The sequence below is a fragment of the Streptomyces sp. NPDC058008 genome, assembly GCF_042886395.1.
In the GTDB taxonomy this organism is placed as follows: Bacteria; Actinomycetota; Actinomycetes; order Streptomycetales; family Streptomycetaceae; genus Streptomyces.
Window position 1 is genome coordinate 22,156 of the sequence record NZ_JBHVQX010000015.1, and the last position, 17,172, is coordinate 39,327.

Here is a 17,172-nt window from a genome sequence, read left to right on the forward strand (position 1 = left end):
TACGGAGGTTCTCCGGGGTCCGCCCCCGCACCGGCCCGGAAGGCGGCGGGGCCACGCGCCCCCGCACGGCGTGCCGGGGACGGCCCCCTCACCGCCGGCCGAGGCGCACCCGCGCATCCGGCGACCGGTCGTCCGGGCCCCCCGCCCGTCTCCGCCGGACACGTGCCTCGGGCCGCCCGCTCCGGCGCCGGACGGTGTCGCGGGGCAGCCGCTCACCCGGCGAAAGGTGTCCCCGGCATGCCCTGCCCCGCGTCCGGGAGGACGAGCAGCGAGCCCGACAGCGGGTGCGGAGCGTCCAGGCCCGTCCGGGCGGTGGACACGTAGAGGTCGCGGAGCCCGGAGCCGCCGAACGCGCACGCCGTGGGCCGCCGGACCGGCAGCTCCACGACCCGGTCCAGCCGCCCGTCCGGGGTGTAGCGCCTGAGGGCGGCGCCGTCCCAGAAGGCGACCCACACGCAGCCCTCGGCGTCCACGGTCAGCCCGTCGGGCCAGCCGGCCCCCTGCTCGACGGCGACCAGGGGGCGCCGGTTCACGACACGCTCCCCGTCCACGTCGAAGACGTCGACCCGCCGCGTGGGGGTGTCGACGTAGTACATGAGCCGGCCGTCCGGACTCCATCCCGTGCCGTTGCTGACCGTCACCGCGTCCAGGGCGCGGTGCACCGCGCCGTCCGGGGCGATCCGGGACAGGGTCCCGCCCCCCTCGGCCTCGTCGTAGCGCATGGTCCCGGCCCAGAGCGCGCCGTCGGGTGCCACCGCCGCGTCGTTGCCCCGCCGCCCGGGAACGGGGTCGTGGACCAGCCAGGAGAAGGTTCCGTCGGCGTCGCGGAGGCCCACGCCGTCCCTCAGGACGAGCACGAGGCCGCCGCCCTCCCGCGGCTTCGCCGCACCGACGTGCTGGCCCGTGTCCCCGACCGTGCGGCGGCCGGTCGACGGGTCGTAGGTGTGGACCCGCGACGAGAGGATGTCCACCCAGATCAGCCTGCCGGCGGCCGGGTCCCAGGTGGGGCCCTCGCCCAGCTCGGCGTGCTCGCGTACGGCCACCTCGAACGGCGCCCTCACATCTGCCCCCGGTGGTGTCCGAGCCGGCCGGACAGCGCGTCGGCGCCGCCCGCGGCGAGCTGCGCGAGCTCCGCCTCGCGTTCCTCGCTCCAGCGGATGACCGGTACGGAGATGGAGAGCGCGGCGACGACCCTCCCGGAGCGGTCCCGGACGGGAGCGGCCACACAGCTCACGTCCGGATTCGACTCCCGGTGCTCCACCGCTATCCCCCGCTTGCGGACGACGGCGAGCGCGGCCCGCAGCTCGGCCGCGTCGGTGAGGCTGTTGTCGGTCATGGCCACGAGCTCGCGCCCGTCCAGGCGCGCGTCCAGCTCCGCCTCCGGCAGCGCGGCGAGCAGCAGCTTGCCGACCGAGGTGCAGTGGGCGGGCAGCTTCCGGCCCGCGGCGGAGACCATGCGGACGGCGTGGGTGGAGTCCACCTTGGCGATGTAGATGACCTCGGCGTCCTCCAGGATCGCCACGTGGACCGTCTCGCCGCAGGTCTCGGCGACCTCGCGGGCCACCTGCTGGCCCTCGGCGGCGAGGTCGAGCTGCTCGGCGTAGCGGCTGCCGAGCTGGTAGGTGCGCACACCCAGCCGGTAGCGGCCCGGCTGTCCCGGGACGGTGACCAGGTAGGACCGTGCGGCGAGCGTGGTGAGCAGTTCGTGGACCGTGGTCCGCGGCAGTTGGAGCTTGCGGGTGACCTCGGGGGCGGAGAGGGTTCCCTCGCCCTGGAGGAAGAGCTCGAGAACATCCAGCGCCCTGGTCACCGCAGGGACGAGTCGTCCCATGATCGCCCGCCAATCTCGTTCGACACTCCGGCCAATGGCCGGAATCACGAACGCAGGCTAGCCGGAGGGCACTTGCCCGGGCAACGTCCATGGCGCGACGGAGCGGGCGGGACAAGGTGATTCGACACCGTTCGACCGATTCGCCCCTGATTCGGCGGAACCCGTCGTGCGCGCCTCCTGGTTCACCGCCCGGTCGCAGGGTATTCGCTGTCCCATGTCGACAACGAGCAGCCTCCCCTTCCCCGGACGCTGGCGGGCCTGGTTCCACCAGCGCGACCTCGCCGCGTTCCAGCGCGTGGCCGAAAGACACTGGCCCGGCGCCGCGCCCGTCCTGCCCCGGCTCAGCCGCAGCGCCAACCACGGGCTGCTCTGGTTCGGGGCCGCCGCGGGGATGGCGGCACTGGGCTCCAGCGCGCGGTCCCGCAGGGCGGCCCTGCGCGGGGTCGCCTCCCTGGGCGTGGCCTCGGCCGCGATCAACACCGTGGGCAAGGGCGCGGTGCGCAGGGAGCGCCCGATAGTGGACCTGGTCCCGGTCATGCGGCAGCTGAAGCGGCAGCCCTTCACGACGTCCTTCCCCTCGGGGCACGCGGCGTCCGCGGCGGCGTTCGCGACGGGCGTGGCGCTGGAGTCGAAGGGGTGGGGCGCGGTCGTCGCCCCGGTGGCGGTGGCCGTGGCGGCCTCCCGCGTCTACACCGGGGTCCACTACCCGAGCGACGTGGTGGCCGGCGCGGCGCTCGGCGTCGGGGCCGCCTTCGCCCTGCGGGGCGTGGTGCCGACGCGTGGACAGCTGCCCGCCCCGGGCCGCCCGCCCGCCGAGGCCCCGGCCCTGCCGGGCGGCGAGGGGCTGGTGGTCGTCGTCAACCGGGAGTCCGGCTCCGCGACCAGCGCCGCGACCGTGATCCGCGACGCGCTGCCGCTCGCGGAGACCGTGGAGTGCGCGCCCTCCGACCTGTCCGGGTGCCTGGAGAAGGCGGCCCGCCAGGGCAAGGCGCTGGGTGTCTGCGGGGGCGACGGAACCGTGAACATGGCGGCGGCCGTCGCCGCGACCCACAGCGTGCCCCTCGCCGTGTTCCCCGGCGGAACCCTCAACCACTTCGCGTACGACCTCGGCATCGAGACCGTGCACGACACGGTGACGGCGCTCACCTCGGGCGACGCGGTCCGGGTCGACCTGGGCCGGTTCCGGCCGGGCCCGCAGGGGCCGGGCGGGGCGCACGGCTACTTCCTCAACGCCTTCAGCCTGGGCGTGTATCCGGAGCTCGTGCGGACCCGGGAACACTGGGCACCCAGGATCGGCGGCTGGCCCGCGGGGGTGCTCGCGGCCCTCGAAGCGCTGCGCGGCTCCCGCCCGCTGACCGCGGAACTCCAGGGCAGGCGCCGGCCGCTGTGGCTGCTGTTCGTGGGCAACGGGCTGTTCCAGCGGGTGGGGCCCGCACCGGGCCGGCGCCACAACCTGGCGGACGGTCTGCTGGACGTCCGCGTGGTGCACGGCGGCCGCACCCCCGGCCTCCGGCTGCTCGCGGCGGCGGTCGCCGGACCCCTCAGCCGCTCCCCCGTCCACGCGGCCGTGCGGCGCCGCAGGGTGCGGCTCGCCGGGCTCGCCCCGGGGACTCCGTACGCCTACGACGGTGAAGTGGCCCACTCCGGGACGGAGTTGCTGATCGACAAGCTGCCCGAGGCGCTGACGGTCTACTGCCCGATGCCCGTCTGACAGATCACATGGTGAGATGTCGATCTCAGGATCCGACATGGCGGCGTACTGTCGGCCCCATCGCCCGTGACTGGGGCCCGAGAGAGGACGTACGGCCATGCCGAAGGAAACAGCCGTCTACACACACGGTCACCACGAGTCGGTACTGCGCTCGCACCGGTGGCGGACCGCCGCCAACTCGGCGGCGTACCTGATCGCCGGACTCCGTCCGGGCCAGGCGGTGCTGGACGTGGGCTGCGGGCCGGGCACCATCACCGCGGACATCGCCGCGCTGGTGGCGCCCGGCCGGGTGACCGCGGTGGACACGAGCCGGGACGTGCTGGAGCAGGCGGCGCAGACCGCCGCCGAACGCGGCCTGGAGAACGTGGAGTTCGCCGTCGCCGACGTCCACGCGCTGGACTTCCCCGACGACTCCTTCGACGTGGTCCACGCCCATCAGGTGCTCCAGCACGTGGGGGACCCGGTACAGGCGCTGCGCGAGATGCGCCGGGTCTGCCGGCCCGGCGGTGTCGTCGCGGCCCGCGACAGCGACTACGCGGCCATGACCTGGTACCCGGAGGTGCCCGGGATGCGGGAGTGGCAGGAGCTGTACGGCCGGGTGGCGCGCGCCAACGGCGGCGAGCCCGACGCCGGACGCCGGCTGCTGTCCTGGGCGCGGCAGGCCGGCTTCACCGACATCACCCCGACGGCCGCGGCCTGGTGCTTCGCCACCCCGGACGAGCGTGCCTGGTGGAGCGGCCTGTGGGCGGACCGCACGACGGCGTCGGCGTACGCGCGGCTGGCGGTGGACGGCGGCCACGCGGACGCGGAGCGGCTGACCGCGGTCTCGGACGCCTGGCACGCGTGGGGCGAGGAGCCCGACGGGTGGTTCATGGTGCCCCACGGCGAGGTGCTCTGCCGGGCCTGATCCGGCGGCGGGGCGTGGAACCGATCACATCCGTCCGGGTCGGCAACTACCCTCGTGGGCATGGAGATCCTGGGAACCACGCTGCGTATCTGTGTCGACGACCTGGAGGCCGCGGTGGTCTTCTACGAGGGCCTGACCGGCACCCCGGCCCTGCGCTTCGATCGCGGCGGGGTCTCGGTCGCCGCGATCGGCTGCTTCCTGCTGATGAGCGGTCCGGAGCCGGAGCTGGAGGTGCTGCGCAAGGTGTCGGCGACCATCGCGGTCAAGGACGTCGACGAGGCGCACACCGCGCTGACCCGGGTGGGCGCGAGGGTCATCGCCGGCCCGGTGCCCACCCCGGCGGGCCGCAATCTGATCGCCCTGCACCCGGACGGCTCGGTCTTCGAGTACGTCGACCGCAACGTGCCCGCCTGACCCGGCACAGGGCGGGTGGCGCCGGGGCAGCCGGGCCCGCCCGTGTCCGGCTCCCCCGGCGGGGCGCGCCGCCGCCCGGATCCCCGTCGGCGGCAGGACGCGCACGGGGACGGCGGAGGCCGCTCCGGTCACCGGTGGGCGGCCCGGGAGACGGCTCCGCCGCCCGCTACACCTCGGCGAAGGCGCCGACGACCAGGTCGGTGAGCAGCGTGCCGGCCGTGCCGTCGGGGTCCAGGTCCGGGTCGTAGATCGTGACGTCGAGTCCGACGCAGCGCGGGGAGCCGACCAGCGTGCGCAGCAGCGCGGCGAGTTCGCCGGGGAACAGGCCGCCGTCGTCAGGGCTGTCGACGGCGGGCATCACGCTCGGGTCGAGGACGTCGGCGTCCAGATGGACCCAGAAGCCGTCCAGCTCGGGAACCTCCAGGGACCGCACCACGGCGCCGGCGGTCTCGGCCGGCCCCCGGTCCCTGATCTCCCCGACCGTCGCGTGGGAGATCTTCAGCGCGGTCAGCTCGGCACGGTCCTCGTCGCGGTCGCGCAGGCCGAGGAGCCTGATGTCCTCGTCCCTGAGGTAGGGCCCGAGTCCTTCCAGATCGGTGAGGCCGCTCTGCCCGCGTCCGGTGGACAGTGCCAGTTCCTCCCCGCCCGCCGCGCCGATCCGGTCGCTGTTGCCCGGGTGCCGGAAGTCCGCGGAGCCGTCGACCGCCGCGAGCCCGTAGCGGCCCAGGCGGCGCAGGGCGAGGGTGGCGCCGAGCTGGATGGAGCAGTCGCCGCCGAGCACGACCGGGAACTCCTCCGCCCTGACGTGGCCCTCGATGCGGTCGGCGAGGGTGCGGGTGTAGCCGGCCACGGCGTCCGCGTTGAAGACTCCGTCGCCCTCCCGCCAGTCGCCCAGGTCGTAGCGGGGCGGTACGACGACGCCGCCTTCGAGTGCCCCGATCCGCTGCACGACCCGCCGGTCGCGGAGAGCGCCGGCCAGTTTGCAGCAGCCCGGTACGGTGCCGGGCGCGGGGGGCCGCAGTCCGAGGTTCGAGGGGGCGTCGAGGACCACACGTGTGCGCATGCGGCCCATCCTCGCCGCCCCGGCGGGCGGGCGTCCGCCCGACCGGTGAAGTCGCCGCCCACCCGTTCACCGCCCGGCGGGACGTCCGCCGGGCCCCGCCCTACCGGGCGGCCCTGCGGCGGAACAGGTAGGCGCCGCAGAGCGCGCCCGCCAGGAAGACGCCGAGCAGCGCGGCCCAGAGCGGCATCGTGACCTTGGGAATGATCACGCGGATGGTGACATCGGCGGTGTTCACGCAGATGAAGACGATCGTCAGCACCGCCAGGAGGGTGACGACGATCCGGGCGGGACCGAACGCGCTCGTGTTCCCGCTCGATACGTCCTTGGGGCTCATGAGCGGCCCTTTCGCTGGGTCCTGGGGTCCGGGGCCGGTCCCCGGCCCCCCAGGATGCCCGGGTCCCGGGCCCGGGGGGCGGTGGGCGGGGCCGTACGGGTGACGTCAGCGGACCACGGGGAGTTCCAGGACGCCGGTGTCCTGCGGGGCGCTGACCACGGTGACCGGCTTGACGCCCTTGTTGCCGAAGTACGCCGTGTCGCTGCCGGCGACCACGAACCGCAGCCGGTGCCCGGTCCGGTAGCGGTGCGCGATCCCGGGGAGCTCGACGGTGAAGGGCCGGGTGACGTCGGGGACGCGCACCGGGGCGACGAGCCGGTTCACCAGCGTCTGGGTGCCGTCGGGCGCCACGTCGTAGACCTTCGCGAACAGCACCAGCTTGTCGGCGGCGTCTCCGCTGTTCTGGACCCGCTCCGCCTTCGGGGAGAGGACCTTCAGGGTCGCCCTCGGCGCGCCGACGACGTCCACCGGCGCCTTCAGCGGGGCACTGGTCCAGCCGAGGTAGGTGCCCTTGGTGTCGTAGGGCTCCGGGTCCCTCAGTCCGAGGATCCCCGCGAGGGAGTTCTCCGAGTGGCTGCTCGGCAGCAGACGGTTGGCGTACCGGCGGCTGCCGCTGGTGACCTCGGAGCGGCTGTCCACGAGCGCGCCGTCGCCGGAGAGGTACATCGTGCGGGACGGGCCGGGCACGGTCCCGGCGGTGCCGTAACCGTCAGCCCAGTCACGGTAGTAGGCGAACTCCGGTCCGGTGGAGGTGCTTTCGTCGTGGCGGAGGTAGCGGTCGAACCAGTCGAGGACGCGACGGCCGACGTAGCTGGCCTCCAGGTCGCCGGTGGTGAGGTCGAGTTCACCGTCCACCGAGCCCCCGCTGTGGCCCCACGACTGCCAGATCATCTTCGTGGTGGTGCCCTGGGCCTTGAGCGCCCGGTAGGTGGCGGTGCCCTCGTTGAGGTTGAACAGGCTGTCGGCCTGGCCCTGGACGAGCAGGGTGGGCGCGGTGATCCCGGACAGGTAGGAGGCCGGCGAGACGCTGCGCGCGTACGCCAGCACCTCCTGGGTCCGGGCGGCCGGGTAGCGGCCGGAGTTCAGGAGGCGGATGGTGTCGCAGACCCGTGCGGCGAAGTGGAGGCAGCCGGGGCTGCCGAAGCGCGACGGGTCGAGGCCCGGGACCAGCAGCGGCTGGCCCTCACCCATCAGGTAGAAGCCGTTGGTCCACTGCCACTTGAAGACACCGGGCGTGTCGGAGGTGACGCCCCGGGAGGCCCCGGCGGCGTTGGGGGCGAGCGAGTAGGCCAGGTCGTTCCAGGTGATCAGCGGGACGAGCGCGTCGACGCGGCGGTCGGCGGAGGCGGTCGCGAGCTGGACGGCTCCGCCGTACGAGCCGCCGATCATCCCGACCACCGGGTCGCCCGGGGCGTCCGAGGCGACGTAGTCGGCCCTGGTGCCGTCGTCGGCGGCGCGCGTACCGCCGAGGAAGTCGACGAGCGCGGAGGCCGCCCGGCCGTCGATCGCGGGGTCGTCGAGCGTGATCAGGCAGCCGGACTTCCCGAATCCGAGGCCCGAGTAGACCAGTCCGACGTAGCCGCGCTCGGCGAACGCCCTGCCGATGACGTCGGTGGTGCCGTCGGACTTGCTGCCCCCGAAGCCGTTGGTGGCGAGCACCGCCGGGGCGGGGTGGCGCGCGTCGGCGCCGGCCGGACGGTAGAGGTCGGCGTCCACCGTGCAGGACCGGTCCCCGGCCCGCACGGTGAACTCCAGCGGAGTGACGGTGTACCGGCCGGCCGCGGACGCCGGAGGGGCGCCGGTCAGCGCGAGCGGGGCGAGAAGTGCCGCCCCCGCGAGCAAGGTGAGTGGACGGCGGGACAGGGGTACAGCACGCGACACACGGACCTCCACACCGAGGACACCTTACCGACTGGTAAGTACCGGTTCCGGCCCATGCTGTGACACAGCTCATACGTCTGTCAACGTACGGTAGCCGAGTGTTACGGGAAGATCCGCCGCGCGCCGCCGGCTCCGGGGCGTCAGATCAGCGCCGGGACCTCGGTGGTGAGCGTGCACCGGCCGCCGCCGGCCGGAGCGTCCAGCACCGCCGGCACGCCGAGCGGGACGGTCAGGGCCGTGGGGCCGTGGCCGAAGCCCAGTTCCTCGACGACCGGGATCCCGAGACCGCCGAGCCGGTCGGCGAGCACGGCCCGCACCCCCTCGTACGGCCCGCAGGCCTCCCAGGAGCCGCACACCACACCGGATATCCCGTCGAGGGCACCGATGCGCAGCAGCCGGGTGAGGATGCCGTCGAGCCGGTAGGGCTCCTCCCCTGTGTCCTCGATCACCAGCAGGCCGCCCCGGGCGGAGGTCCGGGCGTGCGGGGTGCCGGCGTCCGCGGCGAGCAGGCTCGCGCAGCCGCCGAAGGTGATCCCCCGGGCCGTGCCCGGCACCAGGACCGCCGCCGTGTCCAGGCCCAGGGTGCGCACCGACTCGGGTTCGAACAGGGTCGACCTCAGCGCCTGTTGGGTGGCCTCGTCCTTCAGGAACACCTCGGTGGCGGTCATCGGACCGTGCAGGGTGGCGAATCCGGCCCGCAGGGCGAACGCCTCGTGCAGCACGGTGATGTCGCTGTAGCCGACGAACGCCTTGGGTCCGGCCGCCCGTATCGCGGACCAGTCGACAAGGTCCACCATGCGGTGGGCGCCGTAGCCTCCCCTGGCGCACAGCACCGCGTCCACGGCCGGGTCGCACCAGGCCTCCTGGAGGTCCCGGGCCCGGTGCTCGTCCGTACCGGCGAGGTGGCCGAGCTCCGGATGCCGGTCGAGCACGTGGGGTGCCGCGAAGGCGTCCAGGTCCCATCCCCGCAGCAGGTCGAGGCCGCGTTCCAGCCGGTCGGCGGGCACGGGTCCGCTGGGGGCGACGACCGCGACCCGGGCGCCCGGCCGCAGCCGCGCGGGCCGGGCGAGGGGCTCCAGGGTCACTTCCTCAGCTCCAGCCGGGGCACGTCCGCGCGGTCGATGCCGAACGTCTGCGCGTACAGGGACAGTTCGGCTTCCAGCGCACGCCGCACGGTGTCGGCGCGGCGGAAGCCGTGCCCCTCGCCCTCGAAGGTGAGGTAGGCGTGCGGGATGCCGCGTCCCTCGGTCGCGGCGAGGAAGCGTTCGCACTGGACGGGCGGGCAGATCGGGTCGTCGAGGCCCTGGAGCAGCACGAACGGTGCGGTGAGCCGGTCCGTGTGGTGGACGGGCGAGCGCTCCCGGTACCGCTCGGGCACCTCGGCGTACGGGCCCACGAGCGATTCCAGGTACCGCGATTCGAAGTCGTGCGTCTCGCCGGTCGCCCAGCCCTCCAGATCGAGGATCGGGTAGCTGATCGCCCCGCAGGCGTAGACGTCGGTCCCGGTGAGGGAGGCGGCGGCGGTCCAGCCCCCGGCGCTGCCGCCCCGGATCGCCAGCCGGTCGCGGTCGGCCGTGCCCTCGTCGGCGAGCCCCAGGGCGACCGCCGCGCAGTCCTCGACGTCGACGACGCCCCACTGCTCGCGGAGCCGTTCGCGGTAGGCGCGGCCGTAGCCGGTCGAGCCCCCGTAGTCGACCTCGGCGACGCCGATGCCCCGGGAGGTGAAGTAGGCGATCTCCAGGTCGAGTACGAGCGGGGACCGGCCGGTGGGGCCGCCGTGCGCCCAGATGACGTACGGGGGCAGCTCGCCGTCGGGGCCTGTGTACCCGGGGTGCCGGGGCGGGTAGACGTGGGCGTGGATCTCGCGGCCCGCCGGTCCGGTGAAGGTGCGGATCAGCGGCTCGGGGTGGCAGGCCGGGTCGACCGCGTCCTGGTGGGGTGCGCCGATGATCCGGGTGTGTCCCGTCGCCGTGTCCAGCTCGACCACCTCGTAGGAGGTGTGGGGGCTCGCGGCGATGCCGATGACCCTGGTGTCCTGCACCGCGAGCGTCTCCGCCCACGCGGTCCAGGGGCCGACGGCGTCCACGAGTTCGCCGGTCTCCGGGTCGAGGACACCGAGCGCGGTGGTGCCCCGGCCGTGGATGACCGCGATCAGCCCGTTGTCCAGGATCCGGAACCAGCGCAGGCCGATCTTCCACAGCGGCCCGCCGAACTCCTCGTTCCGTACGGCGCACAGCCGGCTGGCGGGTACGACCGCGTCGGCGACGGCGTCGGGCCTGATCCGCTGGAGCTCCCACCAGCCGTCGGCGTCGGACACGAAGACCAGCGAGCCGTCCCGGTCCCACTCCACCTGCACGACCGACTCGTCGACGTCGCCGACCAGCGGGCGTACGCCGGTGAACTCGCCCCGCGGGGTGACGTCGGCCGTCTTCACGACGGTGCCGTCCCACGGCATCCGCGGGTGGTCCCACGCGATCCAGGCGACGTGCCGGCCGTCGTGCGACAGCCGGGGGCCGGTGACGAACCGGTTCCGGTCGTCGGTGAGTTCGCGTACGGCGGCCCGGTCCCCGGCGGCCGAGCCGTCCAGCGGGACGGCCGCGATGAGGCGCCGCACGTCGGTGGGCGACTCCCCCGTGAACTCCTCCAGCACGCACCACACCTCGCCGCGGTCCAGGTGCACCTGCGGGTCCACCCAGCGCAGTCCGCCGCCGACGCCGGAGACGGGGGTGAGGGGCCACGGTTCGCCGGGCGCGTCCGGCGCGTAGGCGTACAGCCGCTGGTCGGGGAAGTGGACGAAGACGACGAGCGGTCCGCCCTCCTCGCGCGCGGCGCCGGCCCAGGGCGTGCCGCCGTACTCGATGACGCGGCTGCGGGGGTTCCACGGCTCCGGGAGCACGGACCGGACGGTGCCGTCGGCCCGGCGGCGCAGGAGCGCGCGGCGGCCGCCCTCGGCCGGGCGGGGTTCCGTCCACCACACCTCGTCGCCGACGGTGCCGGTGAACTCGGGCCGTCCGTCGTGCGAGGCGGTCAGCGCCGCGTCGATCGGTGACGGCCATGTTCCGTACGCGGCTGTGGACACCATGGTCGGTTCCCCCTCCTCGGTCGGGCGGTGCGGTTCCCGGGCACTGGACCCGGGGTCGTCAGGCGGTGCGCAGGAAGTGGTCCAGGACCCGCACGCCGAAGTGCAGGGCGTCGACGGGGACCCGCTCGTCCACACCGTGGAAGAGGGCCTGGTAGTCGAAGCCGGCGGGCAGCTTCAGCGGGGAGAAGCCGTAGCCGGTGATGCCGAGGCGCGAGAACTGCTTGGCGTCCGTCCCGCCTGACATGCAGTACGGGACGACATGGGCGTCCGGGTCGAACAGCTCGACGGCCGTGCGCATCTTCGCGTACGTCGGCGCGTCGACCGGGGCTTCGAGGGCGACCTCGCGGTGGGCGAACTCCCAGTGGACGCCGGGCCCGGTCAGGCGGTCCAGGGTCTCCCGGAACTCGTCCTCGCCGCCGGGCACCATGCGGCCGTCGATGTGCGCGGTGGCCCGGCCCGGGATCACGTTGACCTTGTAACCGGCGTCCAGCATCGTCGGGTTGGTGCTGTTGCGCACGGTCGGCGCGACCAGGGCGGCGGCGGGGCCGAGTTTGCCGAGGAGTTCGTCCACGTCGAACCCGGGGGCGTCCAGGTCGACGCGGATGTGGTGGAGCGCGGCGATCTCGGTGAGCGCGGCCCGCACGGTCGGGGTGAGGCGCACCGGCCATTCGTGCGCGCCGATCCGGGCGACGGCGGCGGCGAGCCGGCTGACCGCGTTGGCGCGGTTGACCTTGGATCCGTGGCCGGCCCTGCCCTCGGCGGTCAGCTTCAGCCATCCCGTCCCGCGTTCCCCCGCGGCGACCGGATAGAGCGCCATGCCCGGTCCCGCGTGGAAGGTGAACGCGCCGGACTCGCTGATGCCCTCCGTGCAGCCGTCGAAGAGCCCGGCGTGCCGGTCGGCCAGGAAGCCGGCGCCGTCGTCGGCGCTGGCCTCCTCGTCGGCGGTGTAGGCGACGACGATGTCGCGGCGCGGGCGTACGCCGGCGCGCGCCCAGGCCCGGACCACCGCGAGGACCATGGCGTCCATGTTCTTCATGTCGATGGCCCCGCGCCCCCACACGACGCCGTCGCGCACCTCCCCGGAGAAGGGGTCGACCGACCAGTCGGCCGCCATGGCGGGCACCACGTCGAGGTGACCGTGCACGAGGAGCGCGTCCGCGGACCGGTCGGTGCCCTCGATCCGGGCGACGACGTTCGTCCGTCCCGGCGTGCGCTCCAGGAGGGCGGGCTCCAGTCCGGCACCGGCCAGCCGCTCGGCGACGTACTCGGCGGCCGGGCGCTCGCGGCAGCTGCCGTCGCCGCGGTTGGTCGTGTCGATGCGGATCAGCTCGGAGGTGAACGTCACCGACTCGTCGAGCGCCCGCTCGTCGACCGGTCCGGTGGGGTCGCCCGGCTCAGCCATACTGTTCCTCCACGGCGGCCGACACGATCGTCGTCACCGCCTTGAACGTGCGAATACCTTCGTACATCGTCCCGCTGGTGTAGGCGACGCGCCTCTCGCCGCTCGGCGCCACCCCCGGAACCACGGTCGCGGCCGCCGCCAGATGCTCGGCGTCGAACTCCAGCTCCACCGTGTACGAGCCGCTGGTCACGGGGGCGTGGCGCACGGCGAGGGCGGTGGCCCCGGCGGCGGCCGCCCTGATGTCCGCGGCGGTACGGGCCGGGGTGCGGCACACGGCGGCGTAGCGCGAGACGTGGTCCTTCACCGCCACCTTCCGGGCCTCGGGGGCGTAGTCGTCGGCGTCCTCGCAGGTCAGGTCGTCGCCGGTGACGAGGACGACGGGGACGCCGTACTCCGCCGCGACGTGCGCGTTGAGCAGGCCCTCACTGGCGCGGACGCCGTTCAGCCAGACCCCGGTGATGGAGTTGGCGAGGTAGGTGTGGGCGAGGACGCCCTCGGTGCCGGCTCCCGTGTGGTAGCCGACGAACGCGACCCCGTCCACGTCCCCGTGCTGGATGCCCTCGACCATGGAGAGGGACTTGTGCTTGCCGGTGAGCATCTGGACGCGGTCGTCGAGCCGCTCCAGGAGCAGGTTGCGCATGCTCCAGTGGGCCTCGTTGACGAGCACCTCGTCGGCGCCCCCGTCGTAGAACCCGAGCGCCGCCGCGTTCACGTCGGAGGTGAAGAGCGCACGGCACCGCTCCCACTGCGGGGTGCCGGGCAGCACGTCGGCCGGCCAGGTGACTCCGGTCGCGCCCTCCATGTCGGCGCTGACGAGGATCTTCACGGTGCGCGGCCCTCTCCCTGGTCGGTCGCTCCCCCGCCCGTTCCCGGGAAGAGGATCTTCGTGCCGGATCACGGTACGCGCCGGGACAGCACCGGGCCAGGGCCCCGGTGATCTGTCACTGGTCCAGTCCGGTGAAGCCGTCCGCCGCCCGGGTGCCGGGCGGCGGACGGCCGGTGGGTCAGGCGCGGCCGGTCCCCTTGACGAGCTCCTCGATCCGGGCGAGCTCGTCCTCGCCGAACTCCAGGTTCCGGACGGCCTCGACGCTGTTCTCCAGCTGGGCGACGCTGCTCGCGCCGACGACGGCGGAGGTCACCCGGCCGCCGCGGAGCACCCAGGCGAGCGCCATCTGGGCGAGGGACTGGCCGCGCTCCCGCGCCAGTCCGTCCAGCGCGCCCAGCCGGGCGACCAGGTCCGGGGTGACGGCCTCGGCCGACAGGAAGGGGCTGCTCCCGGCGGCCCGCGAGCCCTCCGGGACACCGTTGAGGTAGCGGTCGGAGAGGATGCCCTGCTCCAGCGGGGAGTACGCGATGGAGCCGGTCCCGAGCTCGTCCAGGGCGTCCAGGAGCCCGTCCTCGACCCAGCGGTCGAGCATGGAGTAGCGCGGCTGGTGGATGAGGAGGGGGGTGCCCAGCTCGTTCAGGATGCGGGCGGCCTCGCGGGTCTGCTCGGCGGAGTAGTTGGAGACGCCGGCGTAGAGCGCCTTGCCCTGGCGCACCGCGGTGTCGAGCGCCCCCATCGTCTCCTCGAGCGGGGTGTCGGGGTCGAAGCGGTGCGAGTAGAAGATGTCGACGTAGTCGAGGCCGAGGCGGGTCAGGCTCTGGTCCAGGGAGGAGCGCAGGTTCTTGCGGGATCCCCACTCACCGTACGGCCCGTCCCACATGTGGTAGCCCGCCTTGGTGGAGACGACGATCTCGTCCCGGAGCCCGGCGAAGTCCGTCCTGAGGGCACGGCCCATGGCGGTCTCGGCGGAGCCGGGCGGCGGGCCGTAGTTGTTGGCGAGGTCGAAGTGGGTGATGCCGAGGTCGAAGGCCCGGCGCAGGATCGCGCCCTGGCTCTCGGGGGTCCGGTCGCCTCCGAAGTTGTGCCAGAGCCCGAGGGAGAGGGCGGGGAGCAGCAGGCCGCTGCGTCCGGTTCGCCGGTAGGGCATGGCGCTGTAGCGGTCGGCGGACGGAAGGTACATGCGGGCACTCCACGGGACACGGCTGGGGGCGCGCGCCGGATCCGGTGCGCGCCCCCAAGACTGTCGGAGAACGATCCAGCGGTCCAACAGGAGATTCCGCTGGGATTCATCGTCTAGATTGCTCAATCATGGAACTGCGTCAGCTGGAGCACTTCGTCGCGGTCGCCGAGGAGCGGCACTTCACCCGGGCGGCCGAGCGTCTGGCCGTCTCCCAGTCCGGGCTGTCGGCGTCCGTCCGGGCGCTGGAGCACGAGCTGATGACGCCGCTGTTCAGCCGTACGACCCGCACGGTGCGGCTCACCGAGGCGGGAGCCGCCCTGCTGGTGGAGGCGGAGCGCACCCTCGCGGGTGCCAGGGCGGCGCGGGACGCCGTCGACGCCGTACGGGGGCTGCTGCGCGGCACCCTGACGCTGGGGGTCGAGCAGTGCGTGGCCGGGGTCAGCCCGGCGCGGCTGCTCGCGGCCTTCCACCGGGAGCATCCGCACATGGAGATCAGGCTCCGGCAGGAGGGTACGTCCAGCCTGCTGGAGGGGGTGGCCGGCGGCCGGCTGGACCTGGCGTTCGCCGCGACCGTCTCCCCGCCGGAGTGGCGCGGGGAACTCGTGCCGCTGGCGCGGGAGCCCATGGTGGTGCTGTGCTCCCCCGGCCACCGCTTCGCCCGGGAGGGCGCGCGGGTGGCGTGGGACGACCTGCGCGGTGAGTCGTTCATCGACTTCCACCCGGACTGGGGGCCGCGGCGCGCGGCGGACGAGGCGTTCGCCGTGGCGGGGGTCCGCCGGACGGTGGCGCTGGAGGTGAGTGACGTGCACAGCCTGCTGGAACTGGTGCACGAAGGCCTCGGGATCGCGGTCGTCCCGCACCACTTCTCGCGCAAGCAGGAGGCGGGCGGCCTGACCGCGGTGGAGGTCGACGGCACGCACCGGCCGGTCTACGAGAGCGTCGTGGTCCTCCCGCCGGCCAGGGCGATGAGCCCGGGGGCGAGCGCGCTGATGACCCTGGTCCGGGCAGCCACGCCGCGCTGACCGGGGCGCCTCCCGGCTCCTGGCGCCACGGTCGCACGGGCCGTGGCATCTCCCGGCTCCGGGCGCCACGTCCGCACCGGTCAGGGCGCCTCACGTTTCCGGGCGGCCACCGTCCGCACACCGACCGGGGGCCTCATGTTTCCGGGCGGCCACACCATGCCGGCCGTGCGCGCCTCCAGGCTCCGGGCGGCGCACCGACCGGGGCCGCCTCCCGGCTCCGGGCGCCACGTTCGCACCGACCGGGGCGCCTCACGTTTCCGGGTGACCACCGCCCCGGGGCCGCCCCTTTCCGGGCGGCCCCCGTCCGCACACCGACCGGCGCCTCACGTTTCCGGGTGGCCACCGTCCGCACCTACCGGGCCACTCCCGGCTCCTGGCGCCGTGTCATCGCCCGCCGGGTGCCCGTCAGCCGCTCAGGGCCTCGGCGAACGCGCCCGCGTCCTGGCCGACCCCGCTACAGGTGTCCGACGCGGTCGTGGCGTCCTCGCCCGAGGCGCACTGCCGGTCCCGGAAGGACGCCCACAGCGAGAGCGCCCCGACCCCCCGGCGGGTGGCGAAGGCGCGCAGGGAGGCGGCGTCGTCGAGGGTGAACGTCTCCCCCGCCACGTCGTTGACCCCGATCATCACGGTGATGTGCAGGGCCTTCCACGCCGCGTCCGCCGAGAGCCCGAGGACGTCCACGAGCTGGTCGTGGGCGGCCTGGGCGGCCTGCTGCGCGTAGTCGCCCATGTCGCCGTCGTGGGAGGTGCTGTAGTTCATCGCCATGATGTTGACCGCCGAGACCTCGACGCCCCGGTCCACCGCGTCCTGAAGGACGGCGGTCCCGGTGTCCTCCAGTCCGCCGGGCATGACGGGCAGGGTGTAGGTGACATCGAGGTCGCGCTTGTCCTGGAGCAGGGCCAGAGCCTCGTTCCTGCGGGTGACGGACGCGGTGTCGGTGAGCGCGTCGCCCTCGATGTCGAAGTCGGCCTTCGTCGCGCCGACGGCGTCGAGCACCTCCGCGTAGGCGTCGGCCAGTTCCTCGGCGCTGTCGCAGGCCAGCGCCGCTTCGGTGCCCGCCGCGCCGCCGAAGGAGACCCGGATGTCCGCCCCGGTCCCGGTGAGTTTCCCGACGCGGTCCGCGACCGTGTCGGCGGTGATCGCCGTGGTGCCGCCCCAGAGGGGGGTGCAGGCGGACGCGCCGGAGGTGACGAAGGCCAGGTTGTACGTGTCGGGGGACCCCGCGCTGTCTGTGCCGGCGGCGGTCGTGGCGCTCACGTACGGCGTGTACCCGGTCCGCGCGGCCGCCGCGCGGGGCGGCGCGGACCCCTGCGTCTGATCGGCGACGCCGCCCGTCGAGCACGCGGAACAGGCGAGGCCGAACGCGACCAGCCCGGCGAGCGCCGAGGAAACCCGTGTGCGCCTTTGCATGACGTATCTGCACCCGCTCCCGGAGAGTCGCCCTGAACGGCAGCCGGTGCTGCCTGGACCCCTCGAACCTCTCACACCACGAGCCCGCGCGAAGACACAGGCAACGCAC

The 17,172-nt window shown here is 74.2% G+C and carries 15 protein-coding genes; 4 read left to right on the forward strand and 11 right to left on the reverse strand.

The window, feature by feature from the left end; genetic code table 11:
- Positions 1–212: 212 nt before the first annotated feature.
- Both ACFVS9_RS16790 and ACFVS9_RS16795 read right to left on the reverse strand, forming a co-directional pair.
- On the reverse strand, positions 213–1,061 hold the full coding sequence (locus tag ACFVS9_RS16790) for an SMP-30/gluconolactonase/LRE family protein (protein ID WP_389932971.1): 849 nt from the start codon (positions 1,059–1,061) through the stop codon (positions 213–215).
- Complete coding sequence (locus ACFVS9_RS16795) at positions 1,058–1,831, reverse strand: IclR family transcriptional regulator (RefSeq protein WP_383117696.1); 774 nt, start codon at positions 1,829–1,831, stop codon at positions 1,058–1,060. Before ACFVS9_RS16795 ends, ACFVS9_RS16790 begins: the two co-directional genes overlap by 4 nt.
- 214 nt (positions 1,832–2,045) lie before the next feature.
- On the opposite strand from ACFVS9_RS16795, the gene ACFVS9_RS16800 reads away from it, so the two are divergent.
- The 3 genes from ACFVS9_RS16800 to ACFVS9_RS16810 all read left to right on the forward strand — a co-directional run bounded on the left by ACFVS9_RS16800 (position 2,046) and on the right by ACFVS9_RS16810 (position 4,863).
- Positions 2,046–3,542, forward strand: a complete 1,497-nt coding sequence (locus tag ACFVS9_RS16800; protein WP_389932975.1) for a bifunctional phosphatase PAP2/diacylglycerol kinase family protein — start codon at positions 2,046–2,048, stop codon at positions 3,540–3,542.
- A gap of 97 nt (positions 3,543–3,639) precedes the next feature.
- Positions 3,640–4,449, forward strand: a complete 810-nt coding sequence (locus ACFVS9_RS16805; protein ID WP_383117698.1) for a class I SAM-dependent methyltransferase — start codon at positions 3,640–3,642, stop codon at positions 4,447–4,449.
- A 60-nt stretch (positions 4,450–4,509) separates the two neighbouring features.
- The gene (locus ACFVS9_RS16810; protein WP_383117699.1) at positions 4,510–4,863 is read left to right on the forward strand and encodes a VOC family protein; all 354 of its coding nucleotides are present in this window, start codon (positions 4,510–4,512) and stop codon (positions 4,861–4,863) included.
- 166 nt (positions 4,864–5,029) lie between these two features.
- Here the strand turns inward: ACFVS9_RS16810 and ACFVS9_RS16815 are convergent, their stop codons facing one another.
- The 8 genes from ACFVS9_RS16815 to ACFVS9_RS16850 form a co-directional block, all read right to left on the reverse strand.
- The gene (locus tag ACFVS9_RS16815) at positions 5,030–5,926 is read right to left on the reverse strand and encodes an arginase family protein (protein ID WP_383117700.1); all 897 of its coding nucleotides are present in this window, start codon (positions 5,924–5,926) and stop codon (positions 5,030–5,032) included.
- A gap of 100 nt (positions 5,927–6,026) precedes the next feature.
- The gene (locus tag ACFVS9_RS16820; RefSeq protein ID WP_389932979.1) at positions 6,027–6,260 is read right to left on the reverse strand and encodes a DUF1049 domain-containing protein; all 234 of its coding nucleotides are present in this window, start codon (positions 6,258–6,260) and stop codon (positions 6,027–6,029) included.
- Positions 6,261–6,365: 105 nt separating this feature from the next.
- Positions 6,366–8,141, reverse strand: a complete 1,776-nt coding sequence (locus ACFVS9_RS16825; protein WP_383117702.1) for a CocE/NonD family hydrolase — start codon at positions 8,139–8,141, stop codon at positions 6,366–6,368.
- Between the two features lie 140 nt (positions 8,142–8,281).
- Entirely contained in the window at positions 8,282–9,226 is a 945-nt protein-coding gene (locus tag ACFVS9_RS16830; RefSeq protein WP_383117703.1) for an LD-carboxypeptidase, read from the reverse strand.
- Complete coding sequence (locus ACFVS9_RS16835; RefSeq protein WP_389932983.1) at positions 9,223–11,223, reverse strand: S9 family peptidase; 2,001 nt, start codon at positions 11,221–11,223, stop codon at positions 9,223–9,225. Before ACFVS9_RS16835 ends, ACFVS9_RS16830 begins: the two co-directional genes overlap by 4 nt.
- A gap of 58 nt (positions 11,224–11,281) precedes the next feature.
- Positions 11,282–12,625: a M20/M25/M40 family metallo-hydrolase gene (locus ACFVS9_RS16840; RefSeq protein WP_389932986.1), complete on the reverse strand. Its 1,344-nt coding sequence runs from the start codon at positions 12,623–12,625 to the stop codon at positions 11,282–11,284.
- Entirely contained in the window at positions 12,618–13,451 is an 834-nt protein-coding gene (locus ACFVS9_RS16845; RefSeq protein ID WP_389932989.1) for a M55 family metallopeptidase, read from the reverse strand. The genes ACFVS9_RS16840 and ACFVS9_RS16845 overlap by 8 nt, the downstream gene beginning before the upstream one ends.
- Positions 13,452–13,629: 178 nt before the next feature.
- The gene (locus ACFVS9_RS16850; protein ID WP_383116426.1) at positions 13,630–14,631 is read right to left on the reverse strand and encodes an aldo/keto reductase; all 1,002 of its coding nucleotides are present in this window, start codon (positions 14,629–14,631) and stop codon (positions 13,630–13,632) included.
- Positions 14,632–14,759: 128 nt separating this feature from the next.
- Here ACFVS9_RS16850 and ACFVS9_RS16855 point away from each other — a divergent pair, with 128 nt between their 5' ends.
- Positions 14,760–15,653 carry a LysR family transcriptional regulator gene (locus ACFVS9_RS16855; RefSeq protein ID WP_389932992.1) on the forward strand — a complete coding sequence of 298 codons (894 nt, stop codon included), beginning with the start codon at positions 14,760–14,762 and terminating at the stop codon, positions 15,651–15,653.
- Positions 15,654–16,058: 405 nt separating this feature from the next.
- Here the strand turns inward: ACFVS9_RS16855 and ACFVS9_RS16860 are convergent, their stop codons facing one another.
- The gene (locus ACFVS9_RS16860; protein ID WP_389932994.1) at positions 16,059–17,063 is read right to left on the reverse strand and encodes a chitinase; all 1,005 of its coding nucleotides are present in this window, start codon (positions 17,061–17,063) and stop codon (positions 16,059–16,061) included.
- Between the last annotated feature and the right edge of the window lie 109 nt (positions 17,064–17,172).

Excerpts from the sequence above, each read along its gene's own strand:
- ACFVS9_RS16795 (WP_383117696.1), bottom strand. The coding sequence starts at position 1,831 with ATGGGACGACTCGTCCCTGCGGTGACCAGGGCGCTGGATGTTCTCGAG.
- ACFVS9_RS16800 (WP_389932975.1), top strand. The coding sequence starts at position 2,046 with ATGTCGACAACGAGCAGCCTCCCCTTCCCCGGACGCTGGCGGGCCTGG.
- ACFVS9_RS16805 (WP_383117698.1), top strand. The coding sequence starts at position 3,640 with ATGCCGAAGGAAACAGCCGTCTACACACACGGTCACCACGAGTCGGTA.
- ACFVS9_RS16810 (WP_383117699.1), top strand. The coding sequence starts at position 4,510 with ATGGAGATCCTGGGAACCACGCTGCGTATCTGTGTCGACGACCTGGAG.
- ACFVS9_RS16815 (WP_383117700.1), bottom strand. The coding sequence starts at position 5,926 with ATGCGCACACGTGTGGTCCTCGACGCCCCCTCGAACCTCGGACTGCGG.
- ACFVS9_RS16820 (WP_389932979.1), bottom strand. The coding sequence starts at position 6,260 with ATGAGCCCCAAGGACGTATCGAGCGGGAACACGAGCGCGTTCGGTCCC.
- ACFVS9_RS16835 (WP_389932983.1), bottom strand. The coding sequence starts at position 11,223 with ATGGTGTCCACAGCCGCGTACGGAACATGGCCGTCACCGATCGACGCG.
- ACFVS9_RS16840 (WP_389932986.1), bottom strand. The coding sequence starts at position 12,625 with ATGGCTGAGCCGGGCGACCCCACCGGACCGGTCGACGAGCGGGCGCTC.
- ACFVS9_RS16850 (WP_383116426.1), bottom strand. The coding sequence starts at position 14,631 with ATGTACCTTCCGTCCGCCGACCGCTACAGCGCCATGCCCTACCGGCGA.
- ACFVS9_RS16855 (WP_389932992.1), top strand. The coding sequence starts at position 14,760 with ATGGAACTGCGTCAGCTGGAGCACTTCGTCGCGGTCGCCGAGGAGCGG.
- ACFVS9_RS16860 (WP_389932994.1), bottom strand. The coding sequence starts at position 17,063 with ATGCAAAGGCGCACACGGGTTTCCTCGGCGCTCGCCGGGCTGGTCGCG.